16 protein-coding genes and 1 pseudogene are annotated in these 15,563 nt (G+C 39.8%); 3 read left to right on the top strand and 14 right to left on the bottom strand.

Annotated elements, in window-relative coordinates; all coding sequences use genetic code 11:
* Positions 1 to 117 precede the first annotated feature (117 nt).
* Positions 118 to 687: a hypothetical protein gene (locus tag RGB74_RS04485; protein WP_310762790.1), complete on the top strand. Its 570-nt coding sequence runs from the start codon at positions 118 to 120 to the stop codon at positions 685 to 687.
* Between the two features lie 160 nt (positions 688 to 847).
* Here the strand turns inward: RGB74_RS04485 and RGB74_RS04480 are convergent, their stop codons facing one another.
* From RGB74_RS04480 to RGB74_RS04460, 5 genes are all read right to left on the bottom strand, one after another.
* On the bottom strand, positions 848 to 1,168 hold the full coding sequence (locus tag RGB74_RS04480) for a (2Fe-2S) ferredoxin domain-containing protein (protein ID WP_310761797.1): 321 nt from the start codon (positions 1,166 to 1,168) through the stop codon (positions 848 to 850).
* Between the two features lie 42 nt (positions 1,169 to 1,210).
* Positions 1,211 to 2,068, bottom strand: coding sequence for a hypothetical protein (locus RGB74_RS04475; RefSeq protein WP_310761796.1), 858 nt, complete (start codon positions 2,066 to 2,068; stop codon positions 1,211 to 1,213).
* A 12-nt stretch (positions 2,069 to 2,080) separates the two neighbouring features.
* Positions 2,081 to 4,489, bottom strand: coding sequence for a heavy metal translocating P-type ATPase (locus tag RGB74_RS04470; RefSeq protein ID WP_310761795.1), 2,409 nt, complete (start codon positions 4,487 to 4,489; stop codon positions 2,081 to 2,083).
* 76 nt (positions 4,490 to 4,565) lie between these two features.
* Positions 4,566 to 4,772 (bottom strand): copper chaperone CopZ, encoded by a 207-nt coding sequence (gene copZ / locus RGB74_RS04465; protein WP_310761794.1) that lies wholly within the window; start codon positions 4,770 to 4,772, stop codon positions 4,566 to 4,568.
* 26 nt (positions 4,773 to 4,798) lie between these two features.
* On the bottom strand, positions 4,799 to 5,131 hold the full coding sequence (locus RGB74_RS04460; RefSeq protein WP_310761793.1) for a metal-sensitive transcriptional regulator: 333 nt from the start codon (positions 5,129 to 5,131) through the stop codon (positions 4,799 to 4,801).
* A gap of 342 nt (positions 5,132 to 5,473) precedes the next feature.
* On the opposite strand from RGB74_RS04460, the gene RGB74_RS04455 reads away from it, so the two are divergent.
* Together RGB74_RS04455 and RGB74_RS04450 are read left to right on the top strand one after the other, a co-directional pair.
* Complete coding sequence (locus tag RGB74_RS04455) at positions 5,474 to 5,680, top strand: hypothetical protein (RefSeq protein ID WP_310761792.1); 207 nt, start codon at positions 5,474 to 5,476, stop codon at positions 5,678 to 5,680.
* 280 nt (positions 5,681 to 5,960) lie between these two features.
* Positions 5,961 to 6,149 carry a YfhD family protein gene (locus RGB74_RS04450; protein WP_310761791.1) on the top strand — a complete coding sequence of 63 codons (189 nt, stop codon included), beginning with the start codon at positions 5,961 to 5,963 and terminating at the stop codon, positions 6,147 to 6,149.
* A 386-nt stretch (positions 6,150 to 6,535) separates the two neighbouring features.
* Here RGB74_RS04450 and RGB74_RS04445 read toward each other — a convergent pair whose 3' ends face one another.
* From RGB74_RS04445 to RGB74_RS04405, 9 genes and pseudogenes are all read right to left on the bottom strand, one after another.
* Positions 6,536 to 7,750: a M20 family metallopeptidase gene (locus tag RGB74_RS04445; RefSeq protein ID WP_310761790.1), complete on the bottom strand. Its 1,215-nt coding sequence runs from the start codon at positions 7,748 to 7,750 to the stop codon at positions 6,536 to 6,538.
* Between the two features lie 18 nt (positions 7,751 to 7,768).
* Positions 7,769 to 8,737: a P1 family peptidase gene (locus RGB74_RS04440; RefSeq protein ID WP_396136045.1), complete on the bottom strand. Its 969-nt coding sequence runs from the start codon at positions 8,735 to 8,737 to the stop codon at positions 7,769 to 7,771.
* The gene (locus tag RGB74_RS04435; protein WP_310761788.1) at positions 8,734 to 9,291 is read right to left on the bottom strand and encodes an ECF transporter S component; all 558 of its coding nucleotides are present in this window, start codon (positions 9,289 to 9,291) and stop codon (positions 8,734 to 8,736) included. The genes RGB74_RS04440 and RGB74_RS04435 overlap by 4 nt, the downstream gene beginning before the upstream one ends.
* A 74-nt stretch (positions 9,292 to 9,365) precedes the next feature.
* Positions 9,366 to 10,211, bottom strand: coding sequence for an energy-coupling factor transporter transmembrane component T family protein (locus tag RGB74_RS04430; RefSeq protein ID WP_310761787.1), 846 nt, complete (start codon positions 10,209 to 10,211; stop codon positions 9,366 to 9,368).
* 5 nt (positions 10,212 to 10,216) lie between these two features.
* A complete protein-coding gene (locus RGB74_RS04425; RefSeq protein ID WP_310761786.1) occupies positions 10,217 to 11,089 on the bottom strand; it encodes an energy-coupling factor transporter ATPase in 873 nt (290 codons plus the stop codon).
* Positions 11,086 to 11,949, bottom strand: coding sequence for an energy-coupling factor transporter ATPase (locus RGB74_RS04420; RefSeq protein WP_310761785.1), 864 nt, complete (start codon positions 11,947 to 11,949; stop codon positions 11,086 to 11,088). The genes RGB74_RS04425 and RGB74_RS04420 overlap by 4 nt, the downstream gene beginning before the upstream one ends.
* Positions 11,950 to 11,979: 30 nt before the next feature.
* Positions 11,980 to 13,305: an MFS transporter gene (locus tag RGB74_RS04415; RefSeq protein WP_310761784.1), complete on the bottom strand. Its 1,326-nt coding sequence runs from the start codon at positions 13,303 to 13,305 to the stop codon at positions 11,980 to 11,982.
* A gap of 39 nt (positions 13,306 to 13,344) precedes the next feature.
* Positions 13,345 to 14,118: an SDR family oxidoreductase gene (locus RGB74_RS04410; RefSeq protein ID WP_310761783.1), complete on the bottom strand. Its 774-nt coding sequence runs from the start codon at positions 14,116 to 14,118 to the stop codon at positions 13,345 to 13,347.
* Positions 14,115 to 15,562 (bottom strand): annotated as a pseudogene (locus RGB74_RS04405) (aldehyde dehydrogenase family protein). Before RGB74_RS04405 ends, RGB74_RS04410 begins: the two are co-directional and overlap by 4 nt.
* Position 15,563: the final 1 nt, after the last annotated feature.

The following is a 15,563-nucleotide window of genomic DNA, read 5'->3' as shown; positions in this document are numbered from 1 at the left end:
TTTACTGTTCCGTCTAGATTTTAAACAGAAGCTTTCAGTATCGATCATTATTAGACGAAAGTATCTAAATAAAATAATACGGGAGTGAAAAAAATGCGAGTAAAACTTTGTATTTCCATGATAGGTTTTCTTTTAGTTGCGGTGGGCTTTACAACCTTGTCGACGTATGCAGAAAAAGATTATACGATTAAATCGTTTCATTATTTAACAATGGACGGAAATGATATTAATTCACAGGCAAACGTGAATACACAATCAGATAAAAATATAAAAGTAACGATGGTTCTTCCCATACAAAATAAAAAAGGCGATTGGCTGGCGTATGGATTTACTAGCAGGGAAACTTTGGAGACATTTATCGAAAAAGATAAACAGCGACTTCAAAATAAAGTGGATATAATGGGCAGCGGTGCTTGTTGTACTGATTTTTATGAATATAAAAACAAAGGCGGCGCCTATATTTATTGGAGAGATGGGTTTACAAACTTATCCTCCAGATGGAATGACAGAATTTCATCTTTAAGTACAGCATCCCCTTCTTCAAGCTATTCAACAACACTGTGGGAGCATACTTCATCTCAAGGATATGGCAGAGGAGTCTTATTCAGACACTCCGATTGGTATGGCAAAACGGCTAATATGGCTTCGGATTGGAACAACGTTGCATCGGCGATCGAAATCAAATAAGAGCATTAACACGAAAAAAGTGACGAATACATTTAAAAAGACCTAGGCATGCAGCCAAGGTCTTTCAATGTTTATCCGATTGGATTGAACCTTCCATCTCGAACTCAATTAATGAACACTTTCAGATGAATAAACCTTGTTAAATCTAGGTTTTCCAGGTTTATATTGTTTTAAATGATTTACCTTCAAATTTATATGAAAGAGAGTCGATTAACTTTTCGTTGTTATTTATCTTATTAATCAGCTGACTACTCTTTTTGGGAGTTATTTCTTTATACCAGTCACCATCAGGATAAACAATAACTATAGGCCCTTCTTTACATCTCCCGTTACAAAGTGTTTTTGTGGTATGAATTTTTTCCATTAATCCTAATCTTTTAATCTCTTGTCGGATTAAATTAGTCACTTCTTCTGAACCATTCTTTGAACAGCTGACTCCGTTACATAAAAGAACATGCTTTGAAACACCTGTTAGTTCCATATGATGATTCACCCCGTAGATTTGGAATTTACAAGTTAAAGATTATTTAACATCAACAACAAATGGAAAAACATGAACTTTTCCATTCATTTTAAATTCAGCCCAGATTTTGTAGATACCGGGTTTACCAAATTTTGTTGCAAATCTTGTATCTGTTTCCGATGCGGGATGAACGTGAACATACTTATCTCCACTTTCGTCTAAAATGACAACATGACCAAGAGCACCTAAATATGGCTCAGGTTTGATTTCTTTTAAGTCGAAATCTAGGACGATTTCTTCATTTGATTTAAAGGTTTCAGGAGTCATGGTTACCGTGTAGTCATCGACTGTTTTAGTAAACTCCGTATCTGGCTTTAATGAAACATGTTCACCGTGAGTTTCACCAGCGCCTACCTTGATCGGTAATGGCTTCACCTCATAATTTTTATCTTTTGGTTTAATATCTATGAACGCTTTATAGCTGCCTTCAGAAAGGTTATGTTGAACCGTAAAAGCTCCTTTCCCTTTTTTTTCAGGATGAAGGTGAAAGTATTGCTTTTGCTCATCACTAACGATGATTAGATGCATTATTTTCTCATGATTAACTTCAAGTTCCTCTCCGTCAACTGCATTACCCGCTTTATCTTTTAACTCAATATGAATCGTGTCGTCTTCATAGTGAACAGTTGGAATGACATCACTTTCAGAAGAAGTATTATCATATCTGTGTTCTCCGTGACCACCGTGTTCATCATTTTGCTTTTCCTCTGGTCCAGCAGAGTTGCTGCTTTTACCATGATCTTCATGTTCAACCGTCGTAGGTCCAGCAATACTCGCATACCCGAGATAACTCCCCATGACGATCAACAGGATTACAACAGCCGATAATGTCCATCGTAAAACGATATTGTTCCTCATCTTAAAGCCTCCCTATAGTTTTACCTTTTGAAGTCTAAGTGCGTTCAAAACTACGGATACTGAACTGAAGGCCATCGCAGCCCCTGCAAGCCAAGGTGCAAGAAAACCTAGTGCTGCAACTGGAACACCTAAAGCGTTATAAGCAAATGCCCAAAATAGGTTTTGTTTGATATTTAAAATCGTTTTTTTACTCATATAGATAGCATCAGCAATACTGTTTAGATCTCCACGAATCAACGTTACATCAGCAGCTTCCATAGCTACATCGGTACCTGTACCGATCGCCATCCCGATATCTGCTACAGCTAGTGCAGGAGCATCATTTATTCCGTCACCGACCATCGCTACTTTATTTCCTTGCTGCTGCAGTTTTTTCACTTCATCTGCTTTCCCTTCAGGAAGAACTTCAGCGATCACATGATCAATACCTACTTGATCTGCGATGTATCTAGCGGTTTGCTGGTTATCACCAGTGATCATTATGACTTTGAGATTCATTTCCTTCAACCTGGCAATAGCATCTTTAGAAGTCCCTTTAATGGTATCTGCTACAGCTATGATACCAGCATATTGATTATCAATCGCAATCAGCATGGCGGTTTTCCCCGCTTTTTCAAAAGTCTCCATCTGACTGTCTGGATCATTAATCGTAATGTTGTTTTCTTTCATTAACTTTCGTGTTCCGATAAGGAGAATCTTATTATCCACAATTGCTTTAATTCCAAACCCAGGTATAGCATCAAAATGATCCGATTTGGTTAACAGAATTCCCTTTTTAGTAATCCCTTCGACAATAGCTTGTGCAAGAGGATGCTCAGAATTTTTTTCAGCTGAACCGACAAGTTTTAATACTTCTTCTTCATTAAATGCAGATTCTACAAGTATATCTGTAAGTTCCGGTGCTCCGTTTGTAACGGTTCCTGTCTTATCTAGGATCACTGTATCGATTCGATGAGTGGTTTCTAAATGTTCTCCACCTTTAAATAGAATCCCAAACTCAGCTGATCGGCCAGATCCAGCCATGATAGAAGTTGGAGTCGCGAGTCCTAATGCACATGGACATGCTATAACGAGAACAGCTATTAATTTTTCAAGCGCAACAGCGAACTCACCTGGACTTACCCAGAAAAACCAGATGATGAACGTTAGAATGGCAATCCCAACTACTATAGGTACGAATATTCCTGAGATTTGGTCAGCGAGTCGCTGAATGGGAGCTTTCGATCCCTGAGCTTCTTCTACAACTTTTATGATCTGTGCGAGAGCTGTTTCTTTACCTACTTTGGTCGCTTTTATCTTTAGAAAACCGTTTTTGTTTATCGTCGCACCGATTACTGTGTCACCAACTGTTTTATCTACGGGAACGCTCTCGCCTGTTAGCATCGATTCATCCAAAGCGGAATGCCCTTCGATGATCTCACCATCCACCGGTACTTTTTCACCCGGTTTTACAAAAACGATGTCTCCAGTTAAAACTTCTTCAATCGGAATCTCAATTTCTTTATCCTCACGGACAACGATTGCGGTTTTTGCTTGTAGTCCCATGAGCTTTTTGATTGCTTCTGAAGAACGACCTTTCGCTTTTGCTTCAAAAAGCTTCCCTAAAACGATAAGAGTGATTAACACCGCCGATGTTTCAAAGTACATCTCAACCATTCCCTCATTGGTACCGATGGAAAGGATAGAGAGATATAAACTGTAGAAATAGGCTGCCGATGTTCCAAGAGCAACAAGTACATCCATGTTCGCACTTTTATTCTTGAGTGCTTTGTAAGCCCCGACATAAAATTGTTTACCGACAATAAACTGCACAGGCGTTGCAAGCGCCAATTGAACCCATGGGTTCATGAACATCTCAGGTAGATATATAAAAGATGCAAACTCAAAGTGGTTGACCATCGCCCATAATAAAGGGAGGGATAGTATGACAGAAAATATGAATTTCCCTTTTTGTTTTTCAATTTCTAGTGCTCTGTGATCAACTGATTCCTTGTTATCTTCCTTTATGGCTGCACCATATCCCAGTTGGTCAACTTTTTTAATCATATCTACAATAGAAACTTCAGAGGGATTATATTGAACAGACCCTGTTTCTAAAGCTAGATTCACGTTGGCTTTAAGCACTCCAGGCAGTTTGTTCAGCCCCTTTTCAATCCTTGTGGCACAAGCTGCACACGTCATTCCAGTTAGATTGAATTCAGCTTTTTCCTTGATAACGCCATATCCGAGATCCTCAATTTTTTTCTCGAGATCTGCTACCTTTAAAATTTTAGGATCATAAGAAACGGTTGATTTTTCAAGAGCAAGGTTTACATTTGCCTTCTCGACGCCGTCCAACTTATTCAACCCTTTTTCAATTCGGACTGCACATGCTGCACAAGTCATACCGGATATTTGTAAAGTTGTTTCTTTTGAACTCATGTCTTATCTTCCTTTCTATATACCTATATAGGGTATATTTTTAATAAAAAGAGAACGTGCTATAATTAGCACGCGATTATTTTACATCGTAACCTTGATCATCAATCGTATCTTTGATTTTCTCCAAGCTAACTTTTGATGAATCATATTCTACAGCAACGTTACCTTCACTAAGATTTACTTTTGTACTGGAGACACCCTCTAACTTTCCAACACTACCCTCAATAGCATTTACACAGTGGTTACATGACATTCCTTCAACACTTAATGTTACTTTTTCCATCGCTATATCTCTCTCCCTTTATCGTTCTACTTCATTAATTTTTTTACGGTAATTAATAGTTCATCCAGTACTTCTTGATCGCCTTCTTGAAGTCTCTCAACAACACAACTTTTTAAGTGACCTTCCAGTAAAATCTTACCTACACTATTTAATGCTGATTGAATGGCAGCTATTTGTGTAATGACATCATCACAATAAGTATCTCGATCAATTAGTCCTTTAACTCCTCTAATTTGACCTTCGATTCGATTTAATCTTGTAATTAAATTATTTTTTACTTTATCTGAATGATGGCTTTTTCGTTCACTTGTAACACCACAATTATCATTAGTTAGATCATCTGGTTTTTTAAATTCCATCAAGTAGCCTCCCTTTTCTACATCTTACTATACCCCCCTACCCTATGTAAAGGCAAATACTTAATTTTTTTGTGAAAATCAAAGGGGTTCAGAATTTTATAAACAAAAAAATCTTTTTTGATTAAATATAACCATTCAATAATTTCGTACTTTGCAGCGATTGTAAGTGAAAAACAAATTATAATGAAAAAACTACGATCATTTGGAGGGTTGAGCATTACAAAATATTATTTCCCTTATTATGATTTTCCTTTTAAAGTATTTTAGGTAATTATTTATAATAATAAATATTAGATGCATGGTAAATATATAGAGGTATTAAAATTTAAAGGAGAGATTCAGATGCCTCAAAATATTGATGTCAACCAATTAAACCAAGCGAAAGCTAATGTTACTTTAAGTCAATCGTTATTAAGCCAAGCGATTGAAAAATCCTCTTCCGATCCGACACTAGCCCAAGAAGCACTCAAGCAAGCAACAAATGAAATCACATCAGCTCTTACAGCAGTTAACCAAGTACAAGGAACATCAAATATTAAAAAATCTTAATAAATTTATTGTAGAAAAGCCCACTAACCCATTGAGATGATCAGGGTTATTAGACTTTTTCATTTCATATTTGAACAACTGACGGTTTTCTAAGGTATTGGGCGAAATAATTACCCCAGAATTTGGACCCGTTATGGAATAAAACAGAGAGCTTTTATTGCCCGCTGAATTTTTAACTAACGCATCTTTAGTTGAACAAGCACATATTGTTCAGGGTTTTAAAATAGACCTAGATAGCACAGTCTATAGAAGAAGCTATCAAATTGAAAGGAGAAAAAAGATGAGACACAATAGACATAAGGGAAATCGGGACAAAAACAAAACCTCTCTCCCTCAAGTTCCTAAAGCTCAAATCTCGAATTCGGAAAGTGATGAATACGAATTCGCAAAAGAATTATCAGATCAATATGAATTAGTAGCAAAACCGGGTTTTGGACCAACCGAGGTAAAACGCAAAGACGAAAAATAGGAAAAGAAATTGAGTTCATCTTCTGTTATCCCTTGTATTACAAAAAATAAATCCCTATCGGCACGAACTAAATTCAATATAAAAAAACCTTGGTATAATCCTTATATACCAAGGTCTTTTTGAGTTTACCCGATTGAATCTTCCATCTCGAACTTGATTAACGAAGGTTTTCATTAAATCGCGATAAACCATACTTACGCTTGATGTTATAGAGATAGGTTTAATAGGTTTAACAGATTTATAGAGGTATAATTCACCTATTAACTCCTGGAAGCACTTTTTGTATTAACGGCTGATTAATAATTAATCGACTTTCTTCTGGTAAAGTGGTAGAACTGTCATCTTTAGTGCCCCTCCTTTAAAATGAACGCTTTTCCTTTAATGTTCTATTTCAGAAAGTTAAGGGCGGAAAGTGTATAGATTTTTACGGTCTTAATGAGTTCATCAATATCTACATATTCATCAGCATGATGAGGAATATAGCGATCACCTGCACCTGTTGTAAGGATCGGTACACCTGCGAGATGGAGGAACGTTCCATCTGTCGCCCCTGGTACCCCATTATAGACAGGGGTATTTCCCGTAACTTGTGTATAAGCCTGCGCCACTGCCTGTACCACGTCATGATCTTTAGGCGTCTCCGTCCAAGGCCTATCTTCGATGAGTTCAAATGTCGCTTTAAAATCTGGATCTTCCTTGCTCAGCCGCTCAATAATGCCTTCTATTTCCTTCGCCAATTGCTCATGTTCCTGACCAGGTACTGTGCGGATATCAAGTGCGGTCATGCATTGTGCCGGAACAACATTAATTTGCGGCTCTCCCTTAACAGGTGCTTGTACAATAGTTGGTGTAATACTCGGCCAGCCAAGATAAGGATGTTCACCAAGCCGTTCTTTTTCTCTTTGTTCTAATTGATCCAATTCCACAATTAATTTGGCCATTCGTGTAGTAGGATTAATTCCTGTGAGTGGCATCGCACCGTGAGCCATTTTTCCGTACGTTTTTAAAACGATGCGCATCGCCCCTTTTTGTGTAATGCACAGCTGATTTTCCTCTGGCTCACAGATAATGGCTCCATCCACGTTATCAGCCCAGCCTCTTCTGATAAAATCTTTAATTCCGATCATCATCCCCTCTTCGTCACATGGGATGCAAAGTATAATTTTCCCTGTAAAAGCTGCGCCCGATTTTTTCAGTGAATGAACGGCAGAAATAGCAGCAGCTAAATTTCCCTTTGTATCACAGGAACCTCTTCCATAAATTCTCCCGTTACTGATTTCTCCGCCAAAAGGATCGTATGTCCAAGAATCAAGGTCTCCTTCAGTCACTACATCTGTATGTCCTTCAAATAAAAGGGTTTTTCCTGGAAAACCAGAGTCATAAATGGCAATAACATTTGGCCTGCCTGGTACTACTTCTTCGTAATAAACCTCTAAACCGATATTCTTGAGGTAATCAACTATGAAACGAGCTACCTTTGCTTCGTTACCACCCTCGACATTTGGACGATAGACACTTTGAATACGTATAAGAGTTCTTGTTAGTTCAACCACTTCTTTTTGATCAACATACTGAAGAATAGATTCTGTCGTAGTATTCATTGCTCAAGTCCTTTCTTATTAAGATTCATAGACATCTTTACTTGATGGAAATCCCTCAATCCCTTCAGCATTCTTAACCGCTAAGATGACTGCTTCAGCCAAAACGTCTGCAGCAATCGTCCCAATCAGATCAACAGACGCATCAATATCCCCAGTAGCCAATGAAAAAATGGTGTCTCCGTCGTACAACGTATGAACAGGATAAATTGTTCTTGCTAAACCATTATGTGCCATTGAGGCTACCTTAGAGACCTGCGATTTAGTTAACTTTGCATTGCATGCAACAATCCCTATTGTTGTATTGGTACCTGCTGTCAGGGGAATGGCGGGCTGTTCAAGCATCCACTCTATACTGCTCCTTATTCTCCCTTGATCATTTCTCGCACCGGCAATTACTTCTCCTGTTTCATTTCGAATCTCCCCCACTGCATTAACTGCAACAAGGGCTCCGACAATTAAACCATTTGGGAAAACTTTAGACGCCGAACCAAGTCCACCTTTCATGGCTCGATGGTGACCTGCAACTTTTCCAACTGTTGCTCCGCATCCTGCTCCTGAATTACCGAAAGGAAAACGTCCACGTTTCGCTTTTAATGCCGCCTGATATCCCATTTTTTGATCAGGCCGAGCAGCAGGATCTCCTACCGGCAAATCAAACAGAACGGCCGACGGAACAATCGGAACCACTCCAACTCCAACATCAAGCCCAATGCCTTGTTTTTCCAGATACTGCATGACACCGCTTGCAGCATCAAGTCCATAGGCACTTCCTCCCGCTAGACAGATACCATGCACACGGTCTACGAGATTCATAGGATTAAGTAAATCTGTTTCTCTTGTTCCAGGAGCAGAACCTCTGACTTCTACACTGCAAACAGCACCCTTCTCTAACAATAAAACGGTACAACCTGTATAACCTATTTTGTCTTCTTCATTACCAATTTTAATGCCCGGAACGTCTGTAATATTATGAAACCGTTCCACTATATTTCTCTTGAGATCTTTGATTTCTTGTTCCCACGATGGTCCAGCTTTTTCCATGCAACAACCACAGCCAGCGTGATGATAACAGAAACGATCGCTTCGGGAATTCCGTTGGTTAAAGCGATTGTAACAGCAACACCCGGAGCAATATAACCTCTAATTACCGCCATTGTCAAAACGAGTAGCGTATTCGTAAAAGCTCCAACAAATCCCGCAAGACCAATAGCAGCATATTCATTTACTCTCCTAATAGAAACGTAAGCTAAATAGGCGGCCACTCCGATAAACAGCCTAGGAATAATGGCTACTAACGGGTCTTTAAATAGTGGTATGGTCGCATCAAGAAACGACGACACACCGAAGATTAGTCCGATGACTAGTCCAACAAACGGTCCTTGCATGATGCCTCCAATGATAGCCGGGATATGCATGATGGTAGCGTTACCTGCTGCAGTTGGAACAGGAATAAAACCTAACCGGGTGACACCTAGTAAAATAGCTACTGCTCCTAAGACTCCTGCAATGACAATCTTTCTAGTAGTTAATCCTCTTTCCATTCTATTACCCTCCTTAAATTTGTATTAGATGCTATAATTGTGTGTCCTTATTACAGAAAGATCAGATTAATAATCTAATAGGGGAAAGGAAAAGCCAGTAAGAGAAAAGCAAACAAGACACAGGAAAGAAGCGCCATATAATCCCTGCTCTTCGCTTTATACTTAGTATAGATGGAACGCTCACCTCCTGGTGTATAGCATCTGGCTTCCATTGCCAGCACTAAATCTTCCGCCCGTGCTATAGCAACATTGAATAAAGGAATGATAATAGGAAATACATCTTTTGTTCTCTGGATAATTCTCCACCAGGCACCCGTTCCAAATTCTGCTCCTCTTGAAGCTTGAGCTTTCATCATTTTTTCCATTTCCATCGCAAACGTAGGAACAAACCGGATCGCAATCGTAATAATCAGCGCAAATTCATGGACCGGAAACTTCACATGTTTTAAAGGGTCCAACAAACTCTCGATCCCATGTGTAATTTGTGTGGTCGAAGTGCTTAACGTTAATACACTGCTTAAAAAAATGATCTCAATAAATCGAAGTGCAGAAACGATTACCAAGCGGATACTATCACTCGTAATCAGGATAAAGCTATAGTCAACAATAACCGTTCCGCCTGAAGCGATTTCACTATAGAACAATAGCTGCAAGACAGCTAATATCAAAATGAAAGGTATGGCTGGCTTAACTCCGGATAAACCATAGCTGACCGGAATGCGTGAGATGTAAAACAAATAACAGGCAAAAGCAAGTGCGATCATGTTTCCAACGTAGGTGTGGCATACAGCCATTGCAATAACAAGAATGGTGAAGGCTAAAAGCTTAATACGGGGATCAAGACGATGAATGAGTGAACCAGTCGGCAAATACTGGCCGATCGTAATATTGCGGGTTAATTCGAATTCAAAACTAGCCATCTCCCTCACCTCCTACAAGATTGAAGAACAGAAACGATTTCTTTTGTGGCTGCTTCTATTTCATACGCTTTAAGATTGACATCATAACCTTGCTCTTTTAACTTCGTGAGGATCTCCACCGTTTGCGGTGCTCCAATATGATGCTTTGCAAGGGTTTCATTATTACCAAAAATGTCCCGTGGTGTTCCTTCAATCAGATTTTTGCCATCTGCTAATACGTAAATTCTTTTGGCTAAATACGCTACTTCCTCCATGTTGTGAGAGACAAAGATGACGGTCATGTTTTCTTTTTTGTTCAACTGAACAATATTGTCCAAAAGCTCCTGTCGTGAGCGAGGATCAAGACCGGCTGTCGGCTCGTCCAATACCAAAATTTTAGGTTTTAGAGCCAACACCCCTGCCAAGGCGACTTTTCTTTTTTGGCCGCCGCTTAAGGCATAGGTAACCCGGTCTTTCAGTTCTTCAAAGGGAAGACCAACTAATTCCATTGCCCATTTCACACGGTTTCTTACTTCTTTTAATGGAAGCCCCATCTTTAATGGACCATAAGCAATATCATCACCGATCAATTTTTCAAAAATTTGATCCTCAGGGTTCTGAAACACAAGGCCAACTTTTCTTCGCAATCCTTTAACATCTAGCTTTGGATCAGATAAAAGTTGGCCGTCTACGATTACTTCTCCACGCTGGGGCAGCATCAGCCCATTGAAATGCTGAATTAAAGTAGATTTTCCTGATCCCGTATGTCCAATAATAGCTATGCATTCCCCACCATACACCCGCAAACTGACTCCAGAGAGCGCCTGGTGTTCAAGAGGTGTCTTTTCCATATAGATATGCTGTAAATGATTTACTTCTAAAATGGGATTATCATTCATCCTACATACACCCCTCTCTTGGCTGACAAACGCATAACCTCTTGAATAATCTCGTCATTATGAATTAAATCTGACCGAAATTCATTGTCATATTCATGAACCGATCTCGCAATTTGATTGGCTACAGGAACATCGAGTTGCAACTGATGCAGCAGTTCAGAGTGCTGAAAAATTTCTCTTGGTGTGCCAACCATTACAATTTTGCCTTTTTCGATGACAATGACCCTGCTTGCTTCAGCTACTTCTGACATATGGTGGGTTACTGAAATGATCGTCATTCCCTCGTTATTAAGCTTGCGGACAACGTCCAGAATATCTCTTCTGCCATAGGTGTCCAGCATGCTGGTTGCCTCATCCAGCACTAAACAATCGGGCTTCATCGCAAGGATTCCTGCAATGGCGACACGCTGTTTTTGTCCTCCTGAGAGATGATGAGGTGGTCTTTTCCGGAAATCACTCATTCCAACCGCTTCCAATGCAAAATCAATTCTTTCTTTCATTTCTGAAGCAGGTACTTCGATATTCTCTAACCCAAAAGCCACATCGTCTTCAACAATGGTAGCGATGATTTGGTTATCGGGATGCTGAAACACCATCCCTACCTTCTTACGAATTTCACGTTGCAGCTTTTGTTCTTTTGTATTGTAATCGCTAATAAAAACATCTCCGCTACTAGGTTTTAAGATACCGTTCAGATGTTTTGAAAGTGTAGATTTACCAGAGCCATTATGACCTATAATAGCTACATATTCACCTGGAAAAATATCAAATGAAACCTCATTCAGTACTTGTATGGAACGATTATTGTTTAAGCTATATTCAAAAGAAACCTTGTTAACCTGAATAAGAGGCTTTGTCATTAAAATCCCCCCTGTAGCTCCACCGGTTACTTATGACGATTTCTTTTTCACCAACGGTGCTTCTGTTTTTACAACCGAAATTTGTTTTTTAATGCTAAACACTAGCAAACTTGTAATAATCAAACTAAAGCCTAGAAAATATAACCCTGCCTCCATATTCCCAGTAAGATCATTTAAATAACCAATCATATAAGGACCAACAAATCCCCCGAGATTACCAATTGAATTAATTAACGCTATTCCAACAGCTGCAGAAGCTCCTGTCAAGAAGAAAGCGGGAAGTGACCAGAAAGGACCAAAAAAGCTGTAAATTCCGATGGTTGCAATGGACATCATTACAACAGACAGATACGGATTAGTAGTCATTCCAGCACCGATTAAACCTAACGCCCCTAATAATGGCGGCAATGCAGTGTGCATTCTTCGTTCCCCTGACCTGTCTGACCGTCGAGCCCACAATATCATACAAATACCGCCGGCAATATAAGGAACCATTGTAATGAGTCCCACCTGCGTATTCGTGAGAATCGATGAAAATGATTTTATGATAGTAGGCATCCAAAATCCAATACCATACAAACCAATAACTAGCGTTAAGTAGATGAAAGATAGTCTCCAAACGTGAGGATTAGTCAATACTTGACGTGCAGAATGATGCTTGTTGCTCTCTTTTTGCTCGTTTTCATGGCGAATTTCTTGAATGAGCCACTCCTTTTCTTCCTTTGTTAACCATTTTGCCTCTTGTGGACGATCGGTTAAGTAATAATACGTTACTATCCCTATGATAATTGCGGGTATTCCTTCCAAAATAAACATCCAGCGCCATCCTTGCATCCCAGCCCAACTAATGTTATCCATGATCCAAGTAGATAATGGAGCTCCAATAATATTGGAGGCTGCAAGCGCAGTCATGAATAAGGCAAAAGCTCTAGCCTGTTCTTTCGCCCGGAACCAATAAGTAATATATAAAATAACTCCTGGAAAAAAGCCGGCTTCTGCTACACCAAGAAGAAAACGTAAAATATAGAGGTGTGTAGCGCTTTGAGCCCATGCTGTCAAAATAACTACTATGCCCCAGCTGACCATGATGCGTGCAATCCACTTTCTCGCGCCAACCTTGTGGAGCAGTATATTACTTGGAATCTCAAACAGGAAGTAGCCGAAGAAAAAAATTCCAGAGATTAACCCGAAAGTAGAGCTGGCAATTGCTAACTCTTTATTCATATCTAATGCAGCATAACCAAGATTTACCCGATCAAGAAAGGCGACAATATATAACAAGAAAATAAAGGGAATGATTCTCCAAAAGACTTTTTTAGTAGTGCGCTCTTCAATCGTGACAATCGGCTGATTCATAACATTCTCCCCTTTTCATTACTGGATTTATTAAGCAATTTAGATTCCTCTTCCTCCGTCTACATTCATGATTTCCCCAGTAACAGCCTTGGAGAGATCAGAAGCAAGATACAAAGCTGCTTGGGCAATATCCTCAGGCTGGATTAGCGTACCTAATGGAACACTGTCAATAAAGATTTTCTTTTTGTCTTCCTCTACTTGTTGGGCATCGCCAGGCAAAAATTTCCCTAGCATTGGGGTTTCAGCAGGCCCTGGATTAATTGCATTAACCCGGATTTTAAATGGGGCTAATTCAAGCGCCAATGCTTTCGTTAACATAATGGCCGCTCCTTTAGATGCACAGTAGGCATTTAGTCCAGGCCTAGCCCGGATCCCTGCAATGGATGCGATATTTATTATCGATCCTTTTCCCTTCTTTTTCATATAAGGGACTAGATGACGTGTGGTTAGAAAAATGGATTTTGTATTAACTGACATAATCTTTTCCCATTCACTGATACTCATTTCTTCAATCGGTGTAAAGAATTGTGGAACCCCGGCACAATTAACTATTACATCCATATCTTCAAATGTATTGAACGTCTCATTTACAAGATTCTGGACACTTTCATCGTCTCCCACATCCGTTTGGATGACGAGAACTTGTCCAGTCTGATTTATTTCTTTTGCAGTTTGGTCTGCAGCATCTATATTTAAATCCGCTAACACCACGTTTGCTCCTTGTGCAGCAAATAGTTTGGCTGCAGCTTTTCCCATACCTGATCCTGCTCCAGTAATAATGGCGGTTTTTCTTTCTAGCAATCCAGTATTCATAGATTCATCACCACCATTCGTTCATCTGTCATTTCTTGAATCGCATAATACGGACCTTCCTTTCCAATTCCACTGTTTTTCACTCCCCCATAAGGCATAACATCATTACGGTAAGTGGATACATCATTAATAATGACTCCTCCATATTGCAGTACCTTCGCCGCCTTCATTGCCAACTGCAAATCACGAGTGAAAATCCCAGCTTGTAAACCATACTCTGATTGATTCGCAGAGTGAAAAGCTTCATCAATATCTTGATAAGGGATGATACAAACGATAGGAGCAAAGACTTCTTTACAAACCACTTTCATAGAAGGATTCGTATCCACGAGTACTGTTGGGAATAGGATCGCTCCTTCCCTCTTTATCGGAAGCAATGCTTTAGCTCCTTGTTCGATCGCTTCATTCACCCATTCCTCTGACCGAATCGCTTCTTTCTCACTAATCATCGGACCTACATCTGTTTCTGGTTTTTCCGGATCGCCGACTTTCAGCTGTTGTACATACGCTAAATAGCTTTCTGTAAACTCATTCAATACAGATTGATGCACAAACAGGCGTTGAACGGCTATACAGGCTTGTCCTGCATTATGAAAACTGCGGCTTGCGGTCAGTTTGGCAGCAAGATCCAGATCTGCGTCTTTATGAACTATATTCGGGGAGTTGTTTCCCAGTTCAAGTGCTACCGGCCGTAAACCGCTTCGTTCTTAATGTGCTTACCTACTTCACCTGAGCCGGTAAACGTATACATCGCTATCCGTTCATCATTCAAAAGCCATTCACCCACCTCACTTCCTGATCCAGTAATGATGTTCACATATCCTTTTGGCAGACCTGCTTCTTCTAAAAGTTCTACTAATTGAAAGGTAGCCAGCGGAGTTGCGGTAGCAGGCTTGATCACGATGGTGTTGCCAGCAGCGAGAGCAGGTGCAATTTTATGGACCCCTAATAACAAAGGGTAATTGAATGGGGTAATCACACCTATAACGCCTTTAGGAACACGAATGGTAAACCCTAACCGGTTGTCTGCCCCTTCTGTCGCCTGCAGTGGAATCATTTCTCCTGAAATCCGTTTCGCCTCTTCCGCTGATAAACGGATCGTGTTAATTGTTCGATCCAATTCACCTGCAGCATCTTTGCGGGTTTTTCCAACTTCTCTGACTAAAGAAAGCTCAAAATCCTCCCGTCTTTGTTCCATTAGATTTGCTGCCTTTAAAAGAATAGTAGATCGTTGAAAAGCTGTTAATTTGTCGGATTGAAAGATTTCTTCAGCTGCAGCCACGGCCTGCTCTACATGATGTTTATCCGCTTTCGCGATGGATGCAATCACTTCTCCTGTGTACTTATGGTAAACAGGAATATGATGATCGGTTTGAATATGTTTCCCGTTAATGTATAAAGGGTATTTTTTTTCATGTAATAGAGAAGTTTGTGTCTCGGTCATC

It is taken from the genome of Bacillus sp. NEB1478 (genome assembly GCF_031582965.1).
GTDB lineage: Bacteria > Bacillota > Bacilli > Bacillales > Fictibacillaceae > Fictibacillus.
The sequence above is the reverse complement of the archived record's forward strand: the minus strand, read 5'-3'. Positions and strand labels throughout refer to the sequence as shown.